Source organism: Flavobacterium hydatis (assembly GCF_000737695.1).
GTDB classification, from domain to species: Bacteria; Bacteroidota; Bacteroidia; order Flavobacteriales; family Flavobacteriaceae; genus Flavobacterium; species Flavobacterium hydatis.
Genome location: NZ_JPRM01000024.1, coordinates 16530 through 43183, shown reverse-complemented (window position 1 = coordinate 43183; position 26654 = coordinate 16530). Strand labels below are relative to the sequence as shown.

Sequence of the window (26654 nt, the reverse complement as noted above, 5' to 3'; positions counted from 1 at the left end):
TCAGTCGCTACAAGTACAAATTTTCTAAGATATAAATTCCTATATTTTTAAAAGTAAACGAAGACTTTTATAATGGAGGCAACAATGATGCTCAATCCGTTACAAGGTTTCTTGTCTCTAATTTTAACTGAATTAGACTCCCGTTTGCGGATAAAAATTATCATCTTAAAAAAAAGTTTTATCAACCATAAAAAAGAAAATTAGTATAAATGAAAGACAATCAGACAAAAAAATATTATTGGGGAATTGGATTAGAAAACGAAACCTATTTGCAATTTGAAGACCCCCTAATAGTTTCTGGTGAATTTATACAAGAAAAAATTGGTTTTGAGAAATACAGTATTGATTATAGGAAATGTTATAAACCAGAAAGCCTGGCTCCTATTTTAAAAAAAGCTTTTGGATTAAACGAAAGCTATAAAGTTAGCCGAATGATGAATAGTCATTCTCTGGAAAAACTAGATATAAACTATCAGCACAAAACATTATCGCCAATAAAACCATTAATTGATACAGATAATGGTGAGGTAAATGCGCAACCACGTGAGAATCCCGATTATCTCGGAAAATCTATAATGGAACTTTTCCTTGAGGATCAGCCATACAATATTCAGAGTATGATTACTCAAAGAAACAAAACAATGGGTTCTGTACATTTTGATGGAGATTCTATCGAATTTGTAACTAAATATTTTGAAAACAGAACAATAGCTGATTCTTGCAAAGAGCTAAAAGCAACCAAAAAGTTATTCATCGATAAAATTAATGAATCGCAGGTATTGAACGGAAAATTAAATTTCCCAGATTACAATAATGGGCTTAATATGTTTATGACAAATCAGGAAAACTTGGTTTTGTTTAATAACGGAACATATCATTTTCATATTACATTGCCGTCATTAACAGAAGATAGCAGAATTGTAGATTATAATGAGTTTGAGAAAACGCATGGCAATGCTATTTATTTGCTGCAATGGTTCGAACCATTTTTTATAGCAACTCTTGGTAGTCCCGATATTATGGGAGTAATAAGTGATACGTATAGTATGGATAAAAAATTTACTTTAGGTTCTATGCGAAATGCAATGTCTCGTTATATTGGTGTGGGAACGTATAACAAAGCAATGCCAAAAGGAAAAATTCTGACTTATAAAGTAGATGATTTTAGAAAATTACTAAAATTTGAAAAAGAAGAAAACATTTGGTGGCGTGATCAGGTTGAAGCTGATATGGAATATGAAATGCTATCAGAAGTAGGCCTTGACTTTAATCAGGAAAAAATGTACCAAAGTGGTTTTGAATTCAGAAGTTTTGATGAGTTTCCGGCACAGTATTTAAACGATGTTCTTTTTTCTATTATCCTAATTTGTGAGCATTCTTTAAACCTGCCCGATGTACAATGGGGACACGATAGTAAAGCATGGAATAATCTTGTTTTTAAAACTTTAAAAATGGGTTATTTAACTGAAATTAATGAAGAGGAAAAAAATGAAGTTCTGAATTTATTGCAAATACTAAATCCTTCGGATGCTAATTATAATGCGCTAAAAGCTGAATTTGATGCGATTGTAATGCTAGATGAATTCTTCTTTAAGATTTTGGCTGTTTTACATGATAAATACAAAGACAACAACGTTTGCTTGGATTCTATGTACGGACAAAAAACAAACTTCCCTCCTAAATGGGATAACTTTAATAAATACCAAACAGAGAGACATTTAAAACAAATAGGATCTTTCTGCGAGAATTAAAATTTATATACTAGATTTTCTTGTTTGTAAATTATTTCAAAACAAGTAATTCTAATTTATTGATCATTTGCAAAAGTGCTAAATTGAAAGATTTAGCACTTTTTTTATGCCTTATTACTTCAGGAAAATTTTACTTTTTTTTGCTTATATTAGCTATTATAAGTAACTAGTAAAAATAGATAACCTACTATCAAAAAAAACTTTTTATGAAAAAAGACAAAAACCTAAAAAGCAGTATAGCACTTTCTCTACTTCTTTTAACTACGCTCACGGCAGAAGTTTATGCTTGCACAAGAGTGGTCTATAAAGGACCTAATAACACTGTAATTACTGCGCGATCAATGGATTGGAAAGATGAAATTGATGCTAATATCTGGGTTTTTCCTAGAGGATTGCAAAGAGACGGAAACGTAGGTAAAAGTTCCATTAAGTGGACATCTAAGTTTGGAAGTGTTATAACCAGTGCATGGGACATTGCTACAACAGATGGTATTAATGAAAAAGGACTTGTTGCAAATGTTTTATGGTTGGTAGAGAGTCAATATCCAAAATATAATCCTCAGGGCGCTGTAAAAGGAATTACGATCTCTGCATGGGCACAATATGTTTTGGATAACTTTGCTACGGTTAAAGAGACTGTAGATGAGTTAAGGAAAGAAGATTTTGTTATTGTATCTGATTATATTCCCGGTACGACAAAATTTACTACTTTACATCTTTCTGTTTCAGATGCATTGGGTGATAATGCTATTTTTGAATATGTAGGTGGGAAATTAATAATTCACCATGATGCATCTTATACTGTAATGACTAATTCGCCTTTATTTGACGAACAATTAGCCATCAATAAATATTGGCAAAGTATTCCTGGCACTGTTATGTTGCCTGGTACAAATAGGGCTGCCGATAGATATGCAAGAGCTTCTTTTTATATTAATGCAATCCCACAAACTACAGATATTCGTACATCTATTGCCAGTGTTTTTAGTGTTATTAGGAATTGCTCTGTTCCTTTTGGAATTTCATCGGAGACAGAACCTAACATTTCTTCTACTAGATGGAGATCTGTTGCTGATCAAAAAAATCTAGTTTATTATTTTGAAACAGCTCAAACACCAAATACGTTCTGGATTGATTTAAAGAAAATTGATTTTAATAAAAATGCTCCAGTTAAGAGACTAAGTGTAAGTAAAAATGAAACTTACGCTGGAGAAAGCTCAGGGAAATTCATTACCACTAAGCCATTTACTTTTATCGGAATATAACTTAGTATAAAACAAAAAGATTATTTCAGTTCCTAAGAAATGAAATAATCTTTTTTATTAGTAATACGCTATCTCAGCTCTATTACTGGGATTCCATTATACAGCTAAATAAATAATTCTGCTGATTAATAATTTATTTTTAATGATGTGCATGATCGTGTTTATCATCGCTTTCACTTGCAGATTTAGTTCCTTCTGAAACATTTACGGTAAAATCTGCAGTATGAATTTTACCATCTATTTTAAACTGTACCCACATTCTATACAGTCCTGCTTTTTTTACTTGTGTCTCTGCATAAATAGGGAAATTTTTATCAGACATAGGGTGAATATGCAAGAAGTCTTTAGTTTCTTTAGCGACCATCACAATATGAGCACTTGCTCCTAGATACTGCTCGATATCTTTCTCTTCGAGTTTCTTACCGTCTTTTTCAACAGTAAACTTTAATACCTGCCCTCTTTCTGTTTTTAAATCGTTTCCATTAGTTAATGTAACAGTATAATTATCAACTTTAGAAACTAGTTTTTCAGTATCCATTTTTGGAACATTAAATGGCTTTCCTTTTACATCAACTTCTTGTAATTTAACGCTTCCAGATGATTCTCCTACGGGTTTATAATCCGTAAATAGTAAGTATTTACCTCCACCAGGAAATGTTTCCGAGACACTATAAGTACCATCGGCTTGTTCTTTTGGGTGTACATGATCAAACCAAGTTAATTCTTCGTTCATTACTAAAAGATGCATTTTCATTTCGTGTACTACATCCATAGCTACAATTTTACCATCTTCGGTAATGGAGATAGAAAGATTTGTTGGTTTGCCAGCTTCTATTACTTGTGGCGTGCTTGATAATTTAACATCAAATTCCCTAGCTTTTTTTGCATCTGAAAGTTCTAATTCCATTCCGCATTTTGGGCATTTCTCCCCTTTTTTTCCTGTTACTTCAGGATGCATAGGACAAACATAATTACTATCTGTTTTTGCGTGCTCATGTCCCTCCATATCTGATGTATTTGGCTTGTTTTCTTTATTATTACAAGCGGATAACAAAGCAATACATGCAAATCCTCCGAGTAGTATCGTTTTTAATTTATTCATTGTTTTAATATTTTTAATGGTTTTATTACCTGATTACAAAATTCTATATTTCTTAGTATCTAATCGTTACAAGTTTTCTGGTTTTATTTATGACATTTACAGATTGTGCTAATAAATCTCTCGCAAAGATGCAAAGTCGCCAAGTTTATATTAATTTTCTTTGTGACTTTGTGTCTTTGCGAGGAGATGATTATAAGTCAAAAACTTAATTAAATTGGCTTATCTATGAGTAAATGTACAAAAAGAAAAGAGCCCGATTCGATACCGAGCTCTTTTCAAACTGCATAACTGTAATAATATTGACTTTTTGTTTTTAACCTCTTTTGGAATAAGGTGTATTTACAATACTAAACAGATAAAGGTTCCGCTTTAAAACCTTTACTTTTAATGATAGCAACAATTTCTTCTTCTGTTGCTCCTTCTGATTGTACTGTAAGGATTTTGTCGGCATTGTCAGTGTCTACATTCCATTCGCCAATACCTTGAGCGTTGTCTAAATCAGATTTTACTTTTGCTACACATCCACCACAATTTAGGGTTGTTTTGAATTGAAGATTTTTATTTTCCATTTTATTGATACTTTTATAATTATTTGATAGAGCAAATTTCGGGCAATTATGCTTCAAACGGCTTACAATATTCCTTATTTGATTTGTGATATTTACTGATTAATAAGTAAGTCGAAAGTTTTAAAGTCATAAAGTCAAAAGGACTAGCATTAATTAAATTATTTGAAAATCAATTAATTGTTTTATCTGATTTTAAAATGCGATATTACAATGTGATTGTTGCTTAGCTATCTTTTGTATTCTTTAAAATTTCATTTTCTGAATCCTAACAGCATTTAGTATAGCTATTAGCGCAACTCCTACATCGGCAAAAACAGCTTCCCACATTGTGGCAAGTCCGCCTGCTCCTAGCACCAGTACAATAGCTTTTATAGAAAAAGCAAGTATGATGTTTTGCCAAACTATCTTTTTGGTTTGTTTACCAATGTTTATAGCCATTGCAATTTTTGATGGCATGTCGTCTTGTATTACAACATCGGCAGTTTCTATGGCAGCATCACTTCCTAAACCTCCCATTGCAATTCCTGCATCGCTCAAGGCAATTACTGGTGCATCATTTACGCCATCGCCCACAAAAGCGACACTTCCGTTATTGGTTTTGATTTCTTTTACCTTGTTTACTTTGTCTTCTGGTAGTAAATCTCCGTAAGCATTATCTATTCCTAATTGTTTGGCAACGTGAGTTACAACGGCACTTTTATCACCACTAAGCATAGTAACTCTTACATTCATACTATGCAACTTATCGATTGCCATTTTTGCATCAGCTTTAATGCTGTCTGAGATCGTGAGATAACCTGCAAATTTTCGGTCGTAAGATATAGCAATTACCGTGTAAACAATGTCTGTCGTGTTGGCATCATAACTGATATTAAACTTATCAAGTAATTTAAAATTCCCTACCAGTAATTCCTTTCCATTCACAGTTGATTTAAGTCCGTGTCCAGCTATTTCTTCTGTGTCAACCAAATTAATGGTATTGTCTATTTCGCCTACATAGTCATGAATAGCAGTTGCTACAGGATGTGTACTCTGGCTTTCTAGCGCATTAACCATTTTAAGGATTTCGTCTTTATTAAATTCAGGTTTTAGTATTACTTCCTGAACTTTAAAAACTCCTTCGGTCATTGTTCCAGTTTTATCAATTACAACATTTTGAATGTTGGCAAGAATATCCAAAAAGTTAGAACCTTTAAACAAAATACCATTATGACTTGCTGCCCCAATACCACCAAAATAGCCAAGCGGAATAGATATTACTAAGGCACATGGACAAGAAATAACAAGGAATACTAATGCTCTGTATAACCACTCACTAAACACATACGTATCTACAAAAAGAGCCGGTAGCAGCGTAATACCAATAGAAAGTAATACGATAATTGGTGTGTATATTTTGGCAAACTTACGAATGAACAATTCTGTAGGTGCTTTTTGAGCCGTTGCATCTTGTACAAGCTCTAGTATTTTACTTAGTTTACTATCCGAATAAGCTGTGGTTACTCTCACTAGGCTTATAGTGCTACCGTTAATCATACCTGCCAATACGGTTTCGCCTTTAGATTTTGTATCGGGTTTACTTTCTCCCGTAAGAGCAGCAGTATTAAATGAAGCGCTTTCTGAAATTAGTTCGCCATCCAATCCTAATTTTTCTCCTGGTTTTAACTGGATGATATCCCCTATTTGAGCATTTTCGGCTTTAATAACTTCTGCTTTGTTTTCTTTGAGTATAGTAACTTCGTCTGGGCGCTGGTCTAATAGTGATTTGATGTTTCCTTTGGCTCGCGATACAGCAAGTGTTTGGAACACCTCGCCTACGGCATAAAACAACATAACGGCTACGGCTTCGGGATATTCGCCTATGGCAAATGCGCCAACTGTAGCAATTGTCATAAGAAAGAATTCCGAAAAGAAATCTTTGTAGCGTATACTCTCAATCGCTTCTTTAATTACAGGTAGTCCAACCGGAATATAAGCTACGATGTACCATGCCAATCTTATCCAACCTGTAAACCAAGTTTGCGGAAAATAATTATCGAAGCCTATCGCAATCAGCAATAAAGAGAGCGAGGTAATGGCTGGTAAAAATAACTGAAATGCCGTTTTGTCTTCGAGGTCGTGGCTATGGTCATGATCGTGTCCGTGACTATGGTTATTTCCGTGATCATGGTCTTTTTTCGTAGTATCGCACTGATGTTGGTGCGCCTCATTTTTTTGAGGTTTTACAAAATTATCTGTGGTGCAGCATTGCTTTGACATAACTTTTAGTTTTAAATTCTATGACAAAGTTATCGGTCTGTTTTGGGAACCTGGTTGCAATTTATACTTCTGAAATAAAAAATCGTTAGTCAAAAAACAATTTTATTAAGTTAAGGAAAAATCGATTATCCATACTGTTTGTCATTTCGAGGAACGAGAAATCTTCGTGAGTAACTCTACAAAGCTAGGACTCTCGTCGCGGAGTTTCTAGTGGAGATTTACTACGTCTGTTCGCTATCGCTCGAGTCTCGTTCCTCGAAATGACAAGATTGTGTTTGAGCTTTACGTTTTTTTAATCTTTACAAGATTATATCCACAAGGTTGTATTTCTAGCCCTGATAGAAGGGAAAATCCTTTTTTATTGTTTTTCTCAATAAAAAAGATTTGGAATGATAGCAGGAAATAGCTTCTGAAAAATCGTTATAAATAACTAGTCGATTCTTGAGGAAATCTAAAAGAATTTGGAGCAATTTTCGCAAATTCCTTTCATTACAAAATTGACACTTTCTAATAAAAACTTTTCAGGAAGTTGAATTGGTGGAATAGAAACACTTTCGAGACAATACGTATTATGACAACGATTGCAATTAAAATGAACATGCAACTCGCCAACGGTACACATACAGGTTTCGTTACAAATGGAATATTTCATTGAGCCAGAACCATCGTCAATGTTATGAATAAGCAAGTTTTCGTGAAACAAAGTCAAAGTTCTAAAAATGGTCGATTTGTTTACGGTTTCTAATTCCGTTTCCAGATCAGTTAGGCTAAAAGTTTTTTTGAATTCGGTCATTGTTCTAAATATCAATAACCGTATTGATGTTGGCTTTATATTCCTGTTCAACAATCTTTTTTCTAAGCTTTCCATTTTACTTTATTTATGCTTCTATTACAAATTTAAGAAAATTGCCAACGATAAAAACATTACAAATAATGTATATAACCAATCTCTGGTAAGTACATACAATTGTCACAAGTATCATATTCGATAGTGGCTTTAGCTGGTTGTTCAAAATTAGCTTTTAAAAAGGCATCTGAGAACAAAGCATACGGCGGAAATTTGGCTATATGGTTTTTGAGCATTTTGTGAGCTTCTACAACTGGCGCTCCGTAAAGCTTTTCAAACTTGCCAATTTTATATCTGGTAAAAGTGCCATAGTGTACAATAATTTTTAATGATAAAGGAATTTCCATCGTAAGTTGTAATGATAATCTGGATACTTCTTTCTTGAAATTATTGTACATTGTTTCTATTTGAGTTAATGTACTGTCAAATGAGGGTATTTTGTGATATTTGTAAAACAATATGGCATCGCCTTCTATCTCGGAAACTTCTAATGATAATGTATTGCTGTTTATTATTGATTTTAAGAGGCTTTCGGTTATGTATTTTCCGATTGTCATATTGGTATTTATAACAAAATTTGTGAAACCGGATATGTCCGGAATCATAACCATTCCTGTTTTATATAGGGTATTAAATTCTTCCATGTTGCTGATGCCTTATCTAACAGTTGAATTTTGTTTTAGTTTACACAACATCCTGACGAGGTGCTCGAAGAATTATTGGTAGTATTGTTGCCAATGGTGTAACCTGCCTTTTTGATAGCTTCGATAAGATTTTCTGCTGCATCATTGTCGTCTACAAAAGCGGATAGTTTTCCTGCTTCTAATTTTTGTACTTGAATGCCGTCAATATCTTTTATTGCAGTATTTACCCTAGCCTGACAATGTTCGCTTTTCATATCAGGAATATTTAATATTATATTTTCCATTTTGTTTGATTTTATTTTACAAATTTCAGAATAGTATGGCTGTTTTTCATGATGTAATTCCTTGTTTGATTTATGAAATTTACTGATTGATTGAGGAAGGTTCTAAGGCTCTGAGGTGCAAAGGTTCAAAGGTTTTCCTGTAGAGACGCACCGCAGTGCGTCTTAAAGAATGTGTTTATAAAGGTTCTGAGGTTCAGAGGTTTCTTGCGTATCGCAGATTTATAGAAGTTTGTTTTTCAAAAAAAGACCCCATCATTAATCAAGTTCCAAACTATTAAAGGAGAGGATTAAAAATGAGGTCAAAAAAATGGTATTGTTTTAAGAATTTATAAAGCTTGCTTCTTGAATAGTTACTTATTGTTTAAGTGTTTTTATAGAAAAAGTTGCTATGATTGCGGCAATCACACATATAACTGCTGCTGATAAAAAAGCGGTTTGGAAACCTGAGTTTAATGCCGCAATATCAGTTTCGCCCATTGCTTTAAGCGTATTTGTTTTTGCAGCAGAAATAGCTACAACAATACCTAGTCCTAATGCTGAACCTACTTGATAACTTGTATTGACCAAGCCTGAAGCTAGTCCCATTTCTTCGGGTTTAGCTCCAGACATTGAAGCAATCGTTCCCGGAATATAGGCTAATGACATACCTAGTGCTCCTAGTAAAGAGGCTGGTAATACATTGATTAGGAATGTTCCGTCTGGCGGAATGGTGCTAAACAGAAGTAGTGATCCTGTAAGAGCAATTAATCCTGCTATTAGATTGGCTTTAAAACCAAATTTAGCTACTAATTTCCCAGTAACGCCAACCATTAAAAACATGATAGCAATTGTCATTGGCAATAAGGCAAGTCCGCTATTAAAGGCCGAATAATTAAGCGTTTGTTGCAAATAAAGATTCAGAAAAAACCATAACGGAATCCATCCTGCAGCCATTAATGCCATTACTAGATTACCCCCTGAAAGATTAGGAACTTTAAAGATACTCATTGGTACTAATGGTTCTTTTTTCTGTTTCTGAACAATAAAGAAAATAAGAAATAATACCAATGAAAGACCTAGTAATCCAATGGTTTGTAATGACTTCCACCCTGCTCCTTCTCCCGAAACAATGGCATACACCATTAATACTAATGCTGTTGTGGCTAGAATTGCACCTGCAACATCTACTTTTCCTTTGCGGGTAACACCAGCAAATAATAAGCTTTTGCTATATGCCAAGACTATAATTCCTACGGGAATATTAATTAGGAATATCCAATGCCAAGAAAGCCATTCGGTAATTGCTCCGCCAAGGAAAACTCCTGCTGAACCTCCCGCTGCAGCAGATGCGCCCCAAAAACCTAGTGCTTTATTAAGTTCTTTTGGGTCGGTAAATTTAGATAATACTAAAGTTAGTGCTGCTGGAGCAATAAGAGCCGAACCTAAGCCTTGTAAAGCCCTTCCTGTATTTAGTGCTGCTTCTGACCAAGCTACACCGGCCAAAAGTGATGCTGCAGAAAGGATAATGAATCCCCACATAAAAATTTTACGTGCACCAAACAAATCGGATAAACGCCCACCAAGAAGTAAAAAGCCTCCGAATAGGATAACGTATGCGTTAAAAATCCATTGTAAACCGCTTTGCGAATACCCAAGATCAGCTTTTATTGCAGGCAGGGCTACCCCAATAATTGAGGTGTCCATAATTACTATAAATTGTGCTGTACAAAGTAGGAATAGTGCCGACCATCGTTTGCTATATGGTACTGGTTTGTCTATTGGTTGTTTATTATTTTTAGTCATATTTTTTATTTAATTGTTATTGGTTAGTAATTATAGACTTAAGAGTCCGAGAGCTTGTTGTAGCTCTACGTGCAGTATTCGCAGATTATATACTGCGTTTAGGTAGTTTATTTTGGCTTGTGTTAATGCTAGTTCTGCATCTGTAAGTTCAAGTCTTGAGCCTAAGCTATTTCTAAAACGATCATCAATCATTTGGTAGTTTAATTCTGCCGACTTTACCGTTGTTTCCTGTATGTCTAATTGCGTTACGGATTCCTTCCATTTGCTTATAATCGTAGCTAGTTCGGTTTTAACTTCCTCTTTTAAATCGGTTAGCAATATATCTTCTTGCTGCGTTTTAATTTTGGCTTGATTAATCTGAGATTTAGTACGATTACCATTAAAAATAGGTACGCTAAGTTGTATGCCCAAGAAAGAGGTTCTTGGCCAGGCATATTCGTTAAATTGCATATCATCAGCTTGTGCTTGTATCTGATATTGTCCAATTAATGCCAACTTTGGTAATAATTCTGACTGAGCTGCCTTTAATTTCTTTTGCTGAAGTTCAATGGTTAGTTTTTGGATATTCAAATCTTTCCTGTTTTTATCAGCAATTATCAATGCTTCGTCAACTTGATAAAATTCGCCTTGGCTTACTTTTATGTTATACTCAAGGTCGTCTGTTAGTTCAATCTCACCCGGGTCTTCCAATCCGATGAGCCTTTTTAATTCAATGCCAGATACCTCAATATTGTTTTTTAAATAAGAAACAGATGATTTTAAATTGGCTACAGCAATAAAGCTTCTTAGTGTATCTGATTTTAATCCTCTGCCTTGTGCAAATAACGATTTGGAATCTTGAAGTGCTTTAATATTACGTTGATGGCTTTGTTCAAGTAATCCTAGTTGTCGGTTCATCATCAATATGTTAAGATATCGACTAGAAACCTGAAGTGCGACTCTGCTTTTTAAATCGGCAGTTTTTTCGTCCTGAATTTTCTCATTGATTTTTGAGGCTTTTGTAAGCTGATGTGTGGCTGGCGCAAAGATGGGCTGATACAACGATACGTACGCATTATAGGTATTTCTTCCGCCAACTGCAAAGTCCTGCACTGCCTTGTTTGTGCCTACAAATGAACCTGGGAGAAATATTACCTGCCTGTCAAAATAATGAGAATAGCCTGCGTTTGCCGAAATACTAGGTAGCAAACCTCCTTTTGTTTCTCGGGTTATTTCTTTGGCGTTTATTTCTTCTAATATTTGAACCTGCAATGCTTTGTTTCCTTGTTTAGCCATTTCTAATGCATCTGTGAGGGTCAGCTTTTTTTTCTGTGCATGCACCGCATTAGCGCTGCTAAGCAATAGCAGCGCTGTAACTATGTGTAAGATATTTGTTTTCATTTTATCTTCTTTGAGATTTAAAATCATGATTCTATGGTTGGACTGTTTGTGTCTTCAGAATCTTCTTCTACAATAACAACTTCTCCTTTTTTGCTTGACAAATAAGAATAAACTGCTGGGATGATAAACAGGGTTAATATTCCAGAAAAGACAAGTCCTCCAACAATAACAATTCCTAATGACTGGCGGCTGTTAACCGTAAGGGCAATGGGTAATGCTCCGAATATCATGGCTAGAGATGTCATTAAAATTGGACGGAAACGCTGCTCTGCTGCCTGTATTGCGGCATCGTATTTAGAAAGTCCTGTATCTTTTAGATGATTGGCAAACTCTACGATAAGTATTCCGTTCTTGGTAATTAATCCTACCAGTGTAATAATCCCGATTTGGCTGAAGACGTTTAAACTCTGACCAAACCATGACAAACTTAAAATTGCTCCTGTTACTGCCATTGGTACCGTTAACATAATAGTTAGCGGATCACGAAGATTTCCGAACTGAGCGGCTAGAATCATATAAATAAGTAACAAAGCGAGAACTAGTGTAAAGGCTATATTACCTTGACTTTCGTCATAATCTCGTGATTGACCCGCTAATGAACTTTTGAAATTCTCTCCTAACACTTCTTTCTTTATCTTTTCGATTTCTTCAATTCCTTCGGCAAGGCTCACTCCTTCTGCAGTTGCTGCCGATACTGTAGCCGAAATGTATTGGTCGTATCGGTATATGGCTGCTGGACTTACTGCTTCTTCTGTGGTTATCAGGTTATTCAATGGTATCATCTTACCTGTTGCTGAGCGAACATAGATAGCACTTAAATCACTTTTATCATTTCGGTGTTGACGGTCTAATTGCCCAATTACTTCGTACTGGCGGTCGTTGCGCAAGAAATATCCGTAACGCTGTCCTGAGAACGATAGTTGTAGTGTGTGGGCTACTTCTTCCATAGAGACGCCCATTAAGGCTGCTTTTTCTCTGTCGATGTTTATTTTTACCTCTGGTTTATTAATCTTAAGGTCAGCATCAACAAAGAGTAGTTTTTTGCTTTGGCGAGCTGCTGCTAAGAATTTTGGAAGCACCGCTGTTAGGCTGTCAAGATTTGGGGATTGCAATACATATTGTATAGGCATACCTCCTCCATAGCGACTTCCGATGGTTGGTGGCAAATATGGAAACAAAAGAAATCCTCTAAATTTACCTGATGCTGCACCATATTGATTGTACAAATCCTTAATACTTGATTTTCGGTCTTTTGGATCTTTAAGGTAAATACTTTGTACAGCCACATTAACGGGTGCTGGAGCAGGAATAAATGAAATTGCAACCATCGAATAGGTTTGATATAACCCATCGGTAGAGTCGTTTACATATTTTCCGACTTCGGTCATGTGTTTTTTCATATAATCGAAAGAAACACCTTCGGGAGCAACGGCAATTAGATTCATGTTTGAACGGTCTTCTATCGGAGCAAGTTCTGAAGGAAGTCCTTTTCCAACGAGATAAATAAGCAAAGTTGTACCTATCAAAAATACCCATGCTAGCCATCTAAATTTCATAAAAGCGATTAGTAAACTAGCATATCCATTGTTCATACTTACGAAAAAAGGCTCGGTTACGCGGTAAAACCAACTAGGGCTTTCTTTTTTCTTCAGGAAATAAGCACTTAGCATTGGAGTAAGTGTTAGCGCGACAAAAGCCGATACCATTACAGATCCCGATACTACAATTGCAAATTCTTTGAAAAGTTGACCACTGATTCCTCCCATAAAAACTATAGGCAGGAATACTGCTGCCAGTGTAATGGTTGTAGATATAACTGCAAAATAAATCTCCTTAGAACCTTTAAACGCTGCTTGTATGGGCGACATTCCTTCTTCTATTTTTTTGTAGATATTTTCGAGTACAACAATGGCATCATCGACCACAAGTCCTATAGAAAGTACCAAGCCTAAAAGAGTAAGTATATTGATGGAAAAACCAGCTATATACATAATAAAAAATGCAGAAAGTATAGAAACTGGAATAGCTAATACTGGTATGATTGTAGATCGCCAGTCTCTAAGGAATAGGAAAATGATTAATACCACTAAACCAAAAGCGATAAACAAGGTTTCTTCTACTTCTTTAATAGATTCCCTCACAGAGCGGGTATAATCGAAACCTACAATCAAGCGGTATTCGGACGGGATATCTTTTTTTAACTGATCAAGTCTTCTGTAAAATTCATCTACTACTTCAATCGCATTTGCGCCACGTTGTATCTGGATTGCTACACCCACACCAATACGGTTAAGGTTTCCGGTTTCATTAATGATAGCCGTACGTTCGTTTACTTCTCCCAATTCGGCAGAGCCAATATCTTTCAGTCGGATTACCCTATTGTCTACTTGTTTGATGAGCATTTCCTCAAAGTCTTTTACCGTTGTAAGGCGTCCCATGGTACGAATACTTAGTTCGCTATTATCTCCATCAATTCTACCTGCAGGCAAATCGATGTTTTCTCTTAGTAATGCCTTACGAATATCTTCGGGAGTTAATTGATAAGCAGCAAGTTTAGAAGGTTCAAACCGGAGGCGCATCGCATATTTATGTTCCCCCACGATAGCAACATTATTGATTCCGGGGATAGATTGTATCCTATCTTTTATTGTAGTGGATGCAAGGTGACTTACCTCTTTTATGTCTTTGGTATCGCTTTCTACTTCAAGAAATGCTACCAAATTGTCTGGTGAAGATGCTTTTTGTACTATGGGCGGATCCACATCTGTAGGAAGCTGTTTTCGTGATTTGGCCACCTTATCCCTGACATCGTTTAATGCGTCTTCAATGTTTATTTCACGGTTAAACTCTATCGAAATAACACTTACCTGTTCTCTGGATTCGGAAGAAATTGTACGTATTCCGTTGGCTTCGGAGATGGATTCTTCCATTGGTCGGGTAAGCTTAGATGCTATTACATCTGGGCTTGCACCTGCATAGAAAGTAATTACCGAAATTACGGGTGGTTCTGTTAATGGAAATTCTCGAATCCCTAATTGTTTCCATCCTATTATTCCTAAAATAACAATGAGGAGGGAAAATACACCGGCTAAAACCGGTTTTTTTATGCTTAAAGCTGATATACTCATAACGCTAAAATTTGAATTTGATTAATTGGGTACAACGGCTTTTACAGGAGTACCATCTCCTATACGCAGCATATTTGAAACTATAATATTATCACCAGTTTTAATCCCAGATGTGATTACAGCATCCGTTTCTGTTCTATTACTTATGGTTACTGCCACAGGTTTTGCAACTCCATTTTTTATTACAAAAACAGCATAACCTTTATCACTTGGCGACAAAGCTTCTGTTGGTATCATGATACCTTTTGCTCCTTTCTCGGTAACACTGAAATAAACTTTTGCAGAGAGACCTGCACGAAATTTTCCGCCTGTATTACTTGTTATTGCCTGTACCTGTAAGCTTCTGCCTTGAGCATCAAGACCTGGTTCGGTAGCATTAATAGTTGCCGAATATTCCTGATCAGACAACTCAGAAGTAAACCTTACTTTATTTCCTGTTTGTATCAATGGCAAATATTTTTCTGGTACAGCAAAATTGATTTTAATACTGCTTTGATCTTGAAGGGTTACCAGTTCTGCTCCAGGTGATACATAAGCGCCAAGATGCACTTTTGAGATTCCGATTTTTCCTGAAAATGGTGCACGGATCACGGTCTTGGCTAAGTCTACTCTAAGTAGTTCTTGCTGCGCAATCAAGGATTGGTAATGCATTACAGCTTCATCATTTTCTTGTGGTCTTACAGTTTCTGTTTTTAAAAGATTTGCCATCCTGTCTTTAGTTAAACGAGCCAGTTCTAGTTCGGCACCAACTTGTTTTAAGCGTGATCTGATGTCAGCATCATTCAGTTTGTAAAGTACTGCTCCCTGACTAACGTAGCTACCATCCTTAAAAGCTACATGAGTAATTTTTTGAGGAAGTTCGCTCACAATAGCGACTTCTCGATAAGGCATCATCGTTCCTACTACAGCTTCTTCTTGATTGAGCTGTTTTTCTTGAGCAATTATAATGTCAACTGGTAATTTGTTGGCATCTGCCTTGGCTACAGCATCACTTTCTGGTGCTTTTTCAGTTTTGTTTTCACAAGCAATTAATAAGATGCTCAATAAGGGAACTAAAATCCCTAACCTTTGTGTAGTATGTTTGTATAACATGTTCTTTTTTTTAATTATCCAACTAACTATTAAATTTCGTTGTCAAAATTACTTAGAGATGCTAGTGGGCTTTATACACAATTACAGGTAAGAGTTATGAGATTTACTTTTTAGGAAGGTGCTAAGGTTCTGAGGTACTGAGGTGCAAAGGTTTTCCGTAGAGGCGCACCGCAGTGCGTCTTAGGTAATGTATTTATAAGGTTCAAAGGTTCTGAGGGGCTAAGGTTCAAAGGTTTTCTGTAGAGGCGCACCGCAGTGCGTCTTAAGTAATGTATTTATAAGGTTCAAAGGTTCTGAGAGACTAAGGCGCAAAGCCACAAAGAAATTGAATAGAAACTTGGCGTCTTTGCGACTTTGCGAGAGATTATTCAAGATTGTGTTAAGACTATTTTATATCCTTCGACTCTGACTCAGGAGGACAAGTCTGAGTGTAAGTTATATTTAATTTGCACGCTTAGACCTTTGTCAAAGTTCAAAACTTCGCCAAAGGTTTTCATGTGTCGTTTGTGTCCTTTTACTCTGCTCAGGAGGACAAGATTGTCTTAAGATTAAGACAGAAAAGGATTTTAAGAAGCCTTATTTTTATGAGATTGCTTGTCGATGATAGCTAGTTTATCAAGTCTTATTTTTTTGTAGTAAGAAGAAGTAAAACCAGTATATTTTTTTAACTGGTTAGATAAATGTGCTGGGCTGCTGTAGCCTAAGGTATGGGTAATATCGGACATCGATTGATCAGTATAAACAAGGAGTTCTTTTATCTTTTCGATTTTTCTCAGAATTATATATTTTTCTAATGTTTGTCCTTCTACAGACGAAAACAAAGCACTAAGTGTATCGTAGTTCTTGGTAAGTTTATTACTGATTAATGAAGAAAATTTGGTCGGTTTTCCGTTATCCAATTGCATCTTGATACCTATTTCTACAAGTTCCTTGATCTTTTCTACCGTTTCTTCGGTTTTGGTAAATAGTAGTTCAAATCCGTTTTTTTTAAGCATAGATTTAATTGCTTCTTGACTCATAGAAAAATTGACTGTATCTTTTATTTCAACGCGTCCTAACTCAATTGCAATGATTTCTAAACCTAGGTTAAAAAATTCTTGCTCAAGAACATAAATACATCTGTTGCATACCATTCCTTTTATTAGTAATGTCATAAAATTGATATTAATGATGCTTTTTCCATTTTCCTTGATTTTGTTCTACAAATTTCTTGATAGTTGAGTTGTGTCTTATATTGCTATTCCTAATTTGATTTATAATATTTACTGATTGTTTGAGGAAAGGTTCTAAGGTTCTGAGAGGCAAAGGTGCAAAGGTTTCCCGTAGAGGCGCACCGTAGTGCGTCTTAAAGAATGCATTTATGAAGGCTCTGTGATACAAAGGTTTCTCTTGTGCCGCGTATTTCTCAAAAAAAAGACCTCATTTTAACTAACTTCAAAGGTTATTGAAGAGGAAAAATGAGGTCAATAATAAAAATCAATTAAATTATAAGTAATATAAAAACGGCGGCCTATACATTTAGGAAACCGCCGTTTGGCAAACGCATCAAGGAGTTTACTTTTTCCACTTTAAGCGTAAACTGTTGCTTACTACACTTACGCTGCTCAAAGCCATTGCGGCTCCAGCAATCATTGGGTTTAGTAAGAATCCGTTTATTGGGTATAATATCCCTGCAGCAAGAGGAATACCAATAAGATTATAGATAAACGCCCAGAATAAGTTTTGTTTTATGGTTGCTACCGTTTGTTTAGACAGGCGAATAGCTTGAGGTATCTTGGTAAGATCTGACGAAATAATGGTCATTTTAGCGACATCCATTGCAATGTCACTCCCTTTACCCATTGCTATACTTACATCGGCAGTTGCCAAGGCTGTACTGTCATTAATACCATCACCTACCATGGCTACAACTTTACCTTGCTGTTGTAATTCTTTTACAAAATCGGCTTTGTGCTGAGGCATTACCTCTGCTTTATAATGTTTTATTCCTGTTTGTTCTGCGATAGCTTTTGCTGTAGCTTCATTATCTCCTGTAAGCATATAAAGTTCGATACCCATATCTTGCATTTGCTTAATCGCTTCTACAGATGTTTCTTTGATTTTATCAGAAATTGCAATAACCGAAAGTGCTTCTTTACTACTAGCAAACCAAATTACTGTTTTAGATTCTTTACCCCATGCATCTGCTTGATCCAATAATGTATTGGCAATAGTAATATTATTTTCAGCTAATAATTTTTTGTTCCCTACAAAATAGGTTTCGTTGTTATAAACTGCTTTTGCTCCTTTACCAGTAATACTATCAAAATCAGTTAAAGTAACATTTTGCACACCTTCTAAATTCTTTACTACGGCTTCCGCCAAAGGATGTTCGGATTGTTTTTCGATACTTAATAAAATATTTTTTGTTATATCATTATTATCTAGCCATTTAATACCTGTCACTTGCGGTTTACCTTCAGTAATAGTTCCTGTTTTATCTAGGACAATAGCGGTAACTTTTCTGGCTAGTTCTAAGCTTTCGGCATCTTTAATTAGGATACCATTTTCGGCACCTTTCCCCACTCCTACCATAATTGCTGTAGGTGTTGCTAGACCCAATGCACAAGGACAAGCAATAACTAATACGGTAACAGCTGCTAATAAAGCTTGCGCTACAGCATTTTCTCCTCCTAGAACTATCCAGGCAATAAAGGTTAGTATTGCGATACCAATTACAATTGGAACAAAAATTCCGGCAATCTTATCGACTAGTTTCTGTACAGGAGCTTTACTTCCCTGTGCATCTTGCACCATTTTAATGATTTGCGCAAGCATGGTTTCTTTACCAACTTTAACAGCCTTGAACTGAAAACTTCCTTTTTGGTTTATAGTTCCAGCAAATACCTTTTCGTTTTCTGTTTTTAATACAGGAACAGGTTCTCCGCTTAACATACTTTCGTCAACGTATGAATTTCCAGAAGTCACCATTCCGTCTACAGCAATTTTTTCACCTGGTTTTACGAGAATAATTGCTCCAGCATGTACATCTTCAATCGCTATTTGTTTTTCTGTTCCGTCTGGCTGAATAACCATCACAGTTTTAGGCTGTAAACCCATTAACTTTTTAATTGCAGACGAAGTATTTCCTTTGGCTTTTTCTTCTAATAATTTACCCAGAAGAATAAACGCAATAACTACAGCTGCAGCTTCAAAATATACGTGAGCATGTAATCCTCGCTGATGCCAGAAATCCATAAACAACATATTGAATACACTAAACAAATAAGCAATTCCTGTGCTTAAGGCTACCAAAGTATCCATATTGGCAGATCCATGTTTTGTTTGTTTCCAAGCATTTATAAAGAAGTCTTTTCCTAGCCAAAGAATTACTGGCGTAGAAAAAAGCCACATGATTTCGTTACCATAAGGCATATCCATAAAGAACATTCCAATCGTTACTACAGGTAACGATAGTAAAACTGCCCAGATGGTTTTGTTTTTTAATTTTTTGAATTTCTCGGCATGAATCGCTTCAAGTGATTCTTGCTGCTTGGTTTCGTCTACAATAAGTAAATCGTAACCAACGGCTTGAACCGCTTTTTGTAGTTTATCTGCACTTGTTAGGTTTGGAAGATACTCTACAGTTAAGTTTCCTGTTGCAAAGTTTACCGATGCATCTACTACTCCCAACTCATACGTTACTATACTTTCGGCACTACCTGCACAAGAGGCGCAAGTCATACCTAGAACCGGAAAAGTATTTTTAACAGTAGGAACACTATATCCTAAGTCTTTAATCGCTTTTACAGCATTACCAACGGTTTCATTTCCTTTAACAGTAATAGCTGCTCTGCGGTTGTTTACTTCTACTTTATGAGTTTCAATACCTTTTACTTCCGCTAATCCTTTCTCTACGATTAAAGCACAGTGCTCGCTATCTACATTTTCTAGCGGAATGAAAATTGTTTCCTTAATATTATTATTTGTCGCCATAATTCACTTGTTGTAATTTATTATGCAAAGTTGGCAACAATATCAATGGATTTTATTGTGTAATTATGGATTTGATTTGTAAAATTTACTTAAACCTTATCCAATGGTTTTCTTTTTTCTTCTCGAATTTGCTTAAAATGGCTTGGCGTTAAACCTGTTACTTTCTTGAACTGATTGCTTAGGTAAGCAACACTCGAATAGTTTAAGCGCAACGCTATTTCGCTTAGCGATAACTCATCATAAACCAAAAGTTCTTTTATTTTCTCGACTTTTTGTGCAATAAAGTATTTTTCTATCGTAGTTCCTTCTACCTCCGAAAACAGATTAGAAAGGTAGTTATAGTCATGATTGATTTTTTCGCTTAATATGTCAGACAAATTGTTTTTTGTGTCATTATCCTGATGATGTACTAAGTCGATGATGATGTTTTTTATCTTTTCGATAATTCTACTCTTTTTATCATCAATTACCTCAAAACCCAAAGGAACCAATGCTTCTTCTAACGAGTTTCTTTCGTCTGAGCTTAGTTCTTTTGTTAAGCTAACTTCTCCAAGCTTAATATTTGTAAAGTCTAAACCGAGTTTTTCTAGTTCATTTTGAACTACCATTATACAGCGATTGCAAACCATGTTTTTAACGAATAATGTACTCATATCCTTGTAAGATCAGAATTTTTATTAAATATATTATCGACAAATCTACTATTAAAATTTAATTAACCGTTTTATAAATACCGTTAAGTTTACCGCAAAGAGCGCAAGGGTTTACGCAAAGGACGCAAAGTTTTATAATCGTAAGCTGAAAAGTTTAACCATTAAGACATTAAGTTTCATTAAGGATTAAGCTTAATTTTTCTTTTTCTCTTAATGGTGAAAATATTTTGATGGTCAAGTTAGGCTTAACAATAAAGAACGAAAGGGTTTACGCTAAGCTTTGTGCTCTTTGCGTAAACCCTTGCGCCCTTTGTGGCAAAAATAGTTTAGAAAGTCACAAATTTAACTCCTAAACTAAACCATCTAGACGGAAGCGGAACTGCTCCAACTTCGTAATAAGTAGTATTGAAGATATTTTGTGCATCAACATAAATGGTTACTTTTTTTATAGATTGACTCACTCTAAAATCATTAATCCAGTATGATGGTCCTGTTATTCTTTTATTAAAGCGTGTAGCAAATAAAGCAGTAAAGTTTTTATGTTGAAAATCGATTGTATTTGTTATTTGATGCTCTAAAGACGAAACTAAATATTTAGCATATAGATCATCAATAACATCTTGAAATTTAAAATCTAAATAAGAATACGCCAGATTAATATTCAACCTAGAATCACTAGAAAAGTTAACTCTATAATTAGTACGCAAATTAAAACCATTTGTGTTTAGATTTCCGTAATTGTTACTTTGCCAAGGTTGAGTAGTTACATTTCTTGTCCAATCTATAAAATTGCTAATTTTTCTGTAGAAATAATTGGCATTAAAACTAAAATTTTGCTTGGTGTATTTAAAACCTATCTCGCTCTGAAATGCATTTTCGGTTAACAAATCTGGATTTCCGATATTTCCTGGACGTTGGTTAAGATATAAATCCGTAAACGATGGTATACGCTGACTTGTTCCGATATTTCCAACAATCTTAAAAGCATCTGTTACGGCATAACTTGCATCTATTCCTGGATAAGCTTGCCATTTATAATCTGAATTATAATTAAGGTAAGTTCCAAAATTTACATCTAGTTTTTTTATAAATGTCGTTCTGTATTGTAGATAAATTCCAAAATTTTCTCGATCATGATCTCCTATGTTAGAGGAACTAATATTTTCATTTCGAACTTCGGCACCAAAACCTAGTTCTCCCCTTTCCATCTTGTAGGTGGTGTTAATCTCTGCGGCTACGGAGTTGGTATAATGCTGACTTCTACCCGCTTTTAGGTTAGAAATTCCGAAATAACGATAATCATCATAATTATATCTGTAGCTTAGTCTCGGCATTAATGTCCATTTTTCTGATAGCGTATGTTTAGATTGTACAGATGCAAATGTGGTTTGTACGACCTCACTTGAGTTTCTGTCGCCAGGAGCGGCATAAAATCCATTAGCACCAAATCCGTTATTGATATAACCGAAAGAACTTAAAATTTCGTTGTTGTCATTAAGCTGAAAATTTCCTTGATAAAATATTTTATTATTTTCGAATGCAGTATTATATCTATAACCGTTGCTTTTATCATGTGAGGCAAAAAGCGAATGTTGTTGTTTCTCTTTGCTCAAAACTCCGCCTACCTGAATTCCTGTACCGTAAAAAGTATCTCCAGTATCTTGTGTATCTTTTTCAAAATTAGAACCCGCATAAGTATTTACTAAAAAGCCTGATTTGGTTGGTTTCTTGGTAATAATATTTATCGCTCCTGTTAAGCTGTTTACACCATAAGTAAGTGCAGCTGGACCACGAATTATTTCGATTCTTTCGATTACTTCAACCGGAATAGGTAAATTAAGCATATTATGTGCCGTTTGTGAGTCGATAATCTTTGTTCCGTTTATAAGAACAACTGTTTGCTCAAAACTTCCTCCATCTATACTTACATCGGCTTGGCTTCCAAATGGGCCTCTCTGTCTTAAATCTACACCATTGGCATATTGTAAAATTTCCTGGATAGATTTTCCTGGTAATTTTGCAATGGCAACTTTATCAATTACATATACGTTTCTATTTTTTTTAGATATAGGTGTACTAAACCTATTTTCATTAATTATTACTTCATCAATTTTAATCGTGTCTTTTTGCACCTGAGCGTATATACTAAGGCTCATAAAGGTTAATATAGCAAAATAAATCTTTGTCATTTGTTTTAATTTTTTGCAAAAGTAGTATCTTGCCGTACTACTAATGTGTACCAGTTTTATAAAAATGGATAGTCCGGTTCAAATTCCCTTCAAAAGTTTTATTCAGCTTAAGCCTGAAGAGTCTACTGCTATATACCTACAGATTGTTTTTGAGTTTATAAAAGCCATACAAATTGGATTACTTCCTGAAGGCACAAAACTTCCGGGAACACGCATATTATGTACATTATTAGAGGTTAATAGAAATACGCTTATTAAAGCTTTTCAGGATTTAGAATTACAAGGCTGGATTGAAATTTTACCAAATAAAGGCACGTTTATCTTATCTGAAAAAAAACAAAAAAATAAAGACGAATTTATTCCTATTGAAAGTAAAAATGCTTCAAAAATAAGCGAACCTTTTACCTTTAGACGTTCTACAATTCTTGAAAACCCAAAAGAAACAAGCACTTTGCCTTATCAATTTAATGACGGTTTACCCGATTTACGATTGGTTCAAACTGATGTTCTGGCAAGGCTTTATGTTTCTAAATTAAAAAGACAAAAAAACGCAAAAACATGGGAACAAGTTCAGACACAATCCCATTTAAATTTTAAGACTCAGTTTTCTAATTTTTTAAATCTTACAAGAGGTATACGTATTTCTACATCTAATTTACTCACAACAACGAGTCACGAAATAAGCTTGTATCTGGTTACAAAATTACTTATTAGTCCAGGAGATAAAGTTGTTGTTACTTCTCCTGGCTATTATATGTCGAATATGACATTATCTGATAGTGGTGCACAAATAATTGCAATACCAGTTGATAAAGACGGAATTGATACGGTACATCTAAGACAAATTTGCGAAACACAAGAAATTAGGATACTGTACCTTACATCTAATTATCATTATCCTACAACAATTTCTCTTAGTGCCAAAAGAAGAATGGAAGTACTTGAATTAGCAAATAAATATGGATTTGTTATTGTAGAGGATGATTATGATTTTGATTTCCATTATGATAATAATCCTGTTTTGCCTTTGGCAGCATTAGATTCTAATGAAAGAGTTGTTTATATAGGTTCTTTTGGAAGGTCTTTGCCAGCAGGTTTTGGTTATGGTTTTATTGCTGCTCCATCAGAATTTATTAAGGAACTTGAAAAACATCAAAACATTTTGGAACCTGAAATAGATGTTATTAAAGAGCAGGTTTTAACCGAATGGATTATGGAAGGTGAAGTTCATAGGCTTTCCAAAAAAAACAAAAAAAAATATAAAGAACGCAGAGATTATTTTGTTTCGTTATTAAAGGAAAAATTAGAAGGGAAAATCAAATTTCAGATTCCCGTTAGAGGTTTAGCAATTTGGGTAGAATGGCTTGATAATTTTAATTTGATAAAGTTGCAAAAGCAATGTATGACAAACGGCTTATTCTTGCCTAAAACTATTTTGTATCAAACAAAAGATTTAACAGCTACACGTTTGGGTTTCGGGCATTTGGATGAAGTGGAAATGGAAAACGCTGTTGCTATTTTAAGTAAATCGCTTGAAGAGATTATTTCTTAAATTATAGTTCAAAAAAAATATCCCATAAAGAAAAGGCTTCTTTTGGGATATTTTTTTAATTGAAAAAAAGAGTTTTAAGCTACTTCTTCTACTTTTAATATTTCGAATTTCAAATCGCCTTTTTTAGCTGGCCATTCTACTAGGTTACCTACCTTGTACCCTACCATTGCGATACCTTCATCAGAAAGAATTGAAATTTTATTCTTGCTTACTTTTGTTTTCTCAGGACCTACAAATACAACTGTTTTTTCTTCGTTTGTTGTATGATCTTTATAGGTTACTTTTCTATTTACTGAAACAATATCTTCTGGTAAATCTCTTCGTAGTACCTGTGTTGCCTTTTTAAGTTCATGAAGTAACAATTTTTCTTCTTCTATTGTTACTTTCTTTCTTCTTACGTGATCTTTAATTAAATCGTATATTCCTGTTGTTAAAATAATGTTTTGATTTACTGACATAACTTTCTGTTTGCTCCATTTTTATAGGTATGACATATAACTCATCATTGAACTTTTGCGGCTCTTGTGTGTTTGAATTCAATGATGTCATAATCCTAAATAGAAATTGAAGATTAAATAAATGAGCTTTCCGGATGAAAGAATCCCTGTCTAGAGTTTTGACAGGGCTTAATTAATAAACTCTTTAGAACTTTTTAAGAAAGTATCGTCATGCAGATATAATAACGTACCCATAAGGCGCATCAAGCGATTATTTTTTAAATAAAAATTTGAAGTTGTCATTATTATACTTGCTTTTAACTTTGTAAAGATACTCCTTTTTTTTGAAAGAAAAAATCCTCAAAAAAAGAAAGTAAATTATTCATTGTTAACTCTATACCCAAAACCAAAATAGTATAAATAAACAAAGCCTGAACATTGTCAGGCTTTGTAGTTGTATGAACTATAAGTTTTATTTTACTGTTCCGAACATCATGATTAATTTATCACCAAGATAAAAATTCAATGTTTGTTCAGCTACATCAAAACGTATTTCTTTATTATCTAAAAGAGATAATATTTTTTGTTCTGTTTTAGAAGCTTCTGGATCAATACATGCCATTCTTGTAGAACCTAAATTACTAAACTGAATTTGGTCGTTTCCTTTAAGTGTATATGTTCCGAAGAAATTATTACATCCAGAATTTCCACTCACTTTTTTAGTAGCTGGGTCAAATTTGATGTAAGCTTTTCCATAATCTTGACCTACGTTTTCAAGCATGATTAGCTTCCAGTCGTTTTTAGCAATAAAGCTCCAGATATCATTTTGAGTAGGAATTGTAAATTCCATAACGATTTTATTTTTCGAGTTTTTAAACTGTACTTTATTGTTTTTCTGTGCAATTTTAAACTTTTTGTCTTGTATAGCTTTAGTAAACTCTTGCTCTAATTTCATGTTTGCTTCATCGCAAGCCATTAAAGTTCCAATAGATGAACCAACTTGAATTTGATTTTTTGAAGCTAGTTTAGTGTAGTTTACACTGAATCTGTTACAACCGCTTTTTCCGCTAATTGTTCCTGTTTCAGGGTTTATTATCATGAATACACTTCCTGTAGTAATGTTTTTTCCATTTAAACGAGTCAATGTCATTTTTGTATCATAAATACCTTTAGCCGCAGTTACAGGCGTTTTAGAAATAATACTTTTCAGTTTATACAAATGTGAAGAAGCATCTGCGGGAATGATACCTTCTCTTTTTGTTTTTATCACAACGATTTCGTATCGGTTCCCTTTCTCAAAATTAAAGCCTTCGATATGATCGTAAAAAAACTGCCAGTCTTTGCTATTTTCGTACTTTACTTGTAAGCACTCCATAGGTCCTACACCCACACAAGGTACTTTATTTTCTTTCACAAACATTTTCAGGGTCTCTTGTCCATAAGTAAATGAGGTTACTAATGTTACCATCATCAAAACAAACGTGCATTTTAAATTTTTCATTCTTTTAATTTTTGTAATACTTCTTGAAGTATTGATTATTCTATGTTTTGGTTCTTTTGCATTAATTGTGCCATTTTAAAATGTTTTCTGCTTTTTAAAATAATTTTAAGATTTTTTTGAAATTGAAATAAAGATTAAATTATGTCTTTTTAAGAGACAGTATTTTGTTTCTTAGTGACTTATAAATTTATTAAATAAATAGATTTGATCGAATGAATTTTGTGATTTTTTTTTCTGCCAAGCA

General features: G+C 34.4%; 19 protein-coding genes. 3 read left to right on the top strand and 16 right to left on the bottom strand.

Annotated features, from left to right (window positions below; genetic code table 11):
* Positions 1-209: 209 nt before the first annotated feature.
* Positions 210-1751 carry a hypothetical protein gene (locus tag IW20_RS14990; RefSeq protein WP_035623910.1) on the top strand — a complete coding sequence of 514 codons (1542 nt, stop codon included), beginning with the start codon at positions 210-212 and terminating at the stop codon, positions 1749-1751.
* A gap of 206 nt (positions 1752-1957) precedes the next feature.
* Positions 1958-3016 carry a linear amide C-N hydrolase gene (locus IW20_RS14985; protein WP_081912491.1) on the top strand — a complete coding sequence of 353 codons (1059 nt, stop codon included), beginning with the start codon at positions 1958-1960 and terminating at the stop codon, positions 3014-3016.
* Between the two features lie 139 nt (positions 3017-3155).
* Here IW20_RS14985 and IW20_RS14980 read toward each other — a convergent pair whose 3' ends face one another.
* The 14 genes from IW20_RS14980 to IW20_RS14915 all read right to left on the bottom strand — a co-directional run bounded on the left by IW20_RS14980 (position 3156) and on the right by IW20_RS14915 (position 22920).
* A complete protein-coding gene (locus IW20_RS14980) occupies positions 3156-4118 on the bottom strand; it encodes a heavy metal-binding domain-containing protein (RefSeq protein WP_240478496.1) in 963 nt (320 codons plus the stop codon).
* Positions 4119-4465: 347 nt separating this feature from the next.
* Positions 4466-4687, bottom strand: coding sequence for a heavy-metal-associated domain-containing protein (locus IW20_RS14975; protein ID WP_035623909.1), 222 nt, complete (start codon positions 4685-4687; stop codon positions 4466-4468).
* A 243-nt stretch (positions 4688-4930) separates the two neighbouring features.
* Entirely contained in the window at positions 4931-6946 is a 2016-nt protein-coding gene (locus IW20_RS14970) for a heavy metal translocating P-type ATPase (protein WP_035623907.1), read from the bottom strand.
* Between the two features lie 451 nt (positions 6947-7397).
* Positions 7398-7814: a Fur family transcriptional regulator gene (locus IW20_RS14965; protein ID WP_035623905.1), complete on the bottom strand. Its 417-nt coding sequence runs from the start codon at positions 7812-7814 to the stop codon at positions 7398-7400.
* A gap of 56 nt (positions 7815-7870) precedes the next feature.
* Entirely contained in the window at positions 7871-8437 is a 567-nt protein-coding gene (locus IW20_RS14960; protein ID WP_035623902.1) for a DUF2652 domain-containing protein, read from the bottom strand.
* A 35-nt stretch (positions 8438-8472) separates the two neighbouring features.
* Entirely contained in the window at positions 8473-8721 is a 249-nt protein-coding gene (locus tag IW20_RS14955; RefSeq protein ID WP_051885788.1) for a heavy-metal-associated domain-containing protein, read from the bottom strand.
* 354 nt (positions 8722-9075) lie between these two features.
* Positions 9076-10503, bottom strand: a complete 1428-nt coding sequence (locus IW20_RS14950; RefSeq protein WP_035623899.1) for an MFS transporter — start codon at positions 10501-10503, stop codon at positions 9076-9078.
* Between the two features lie 30 nt (positions 10504-10533).
* Positions 10534-11883, bottom strand: a complete 1350-nt coding sequence (locus tag IW20_RS14945) for a TolC family protein (RefSeq protein ID WP_035624247.1) — start codon at positions 11881-11883, stop codon at positions 10534-10536.
* 23 nt (positions 11884-11906) lie between these two features.
* Positions 11907-15011 carry an efflux RND transporter permease subunit gene (locus IW20_RS14940; RefSeq protein ID WP_035623896.1) on the bottom strand — a complete coding sequence of 1035 codons (3105 nt, stop codon included), beginning with the start codon at positions 15009-15011 and terminating at the stop codon, positions 11907-11909.
* 21 nt (positions 15012-15032) lie between these two features.
* Positions 15033-16103, bottom strand: a complete 1071-nt coding sequence (locus IW20_RS14935; RefSeq protein ID WP_035623892.1) for an efflux RND transporter periplasmic adaptor subunit — start codon at positions 16101-16103, stop codon at positions 15033-15035.
* Between the two features lie 566 nt (positions 16104-16669).
* Positions 16670-17257 (bottom strand): helix-turn-helix domain-containing protein, encoded by a 588-nt coding sequence (locus IW20_RS14930; RefSeq protein WP_035623889.1) that lies wholly within the window; start codon positions 17255-17257, stop codon positions 16670-16672.
* A 400-nt stretch (positions 17258-17657) separates the two neighbouring features.
* Entirely contained in the window at positions 17658-20078 is a 2421-nt protein-coding gene (locus IW20_RS14925) for a heavy metal translocating P-type ATPase (protein WP_035623886.1), read from the bottom strand.
* Between the two features lie 89 nt (positions 20079-20167).
* Positions 20168-20731, bottom strand: a complete 564-nt coding sequence (locus tag IW20_RS14920; protein WP_035623883.1) for a helix-turn-helix domain-containing protein — start codon at positions 20729-20731, stop codon at positions 20168-20170.
* 326 nt (positions 20732-21057) lie between these two features.
* The gene (locus IW20_RS14915) at positions 21058-22920 is read right to left on the bottom strand and encodes a TonB-dependent receptor plug domain-containing protein (RefSeq protein ID WP_035623879.1); all 1863 of its coding nucleotides are present in this window, start codon (positions 22918-22920) and stop codon (positions 21058-21060) included.
* A gap of 64 nt (positions 22921-22984) precedes the next feature.
* Here IW20_RS14915 and IW20_RS14910 point away from each other — a divergent pair, with 64 nt between their 5' ends.
* Positions 22985-24472: an aminotransferase-like domain-containing protein gene (locus IW20_RS14910; RefSeq protein WP_035624244.1), complete on the top strand. Its 1488-nt coding sequence runs from the start codon at positions 22985-22987 to the stop codon at positions 24470-24472.
* A gap of 74 nt (positions 24473-24546) precedes the next feature.
* Here IW20_RS14910 and IW20_RS14905 read toward each other — a convergent pair whose 3' ends face one another.
* Both IW20_RS14905 and IW20_RS14900 read right to left on the bottom strand, forming a co-directional pair.
* A complete protein-coding gene (locus IW20_RS14905) occupies positions 24547-24930 on the bottom strand; it encodes a GreA/GreB family elongation factor (protein ID WP_035623877.1) in 384 nt (127 codons plus the stop codon).
* A 451-nt stretch (positions 24931-25381) separates the two neighbouring features.
* A complete protein-coding gene (locus IW20_RS14900; protein WP_035623874.1) occupies positions 25382-26410 on the bottom strand; it encodes an META domain-containing protein in 1029 nt (342 codons plus the stop codon).
* Positions 26411-26654: the final 244 nt, after the last annotated feature.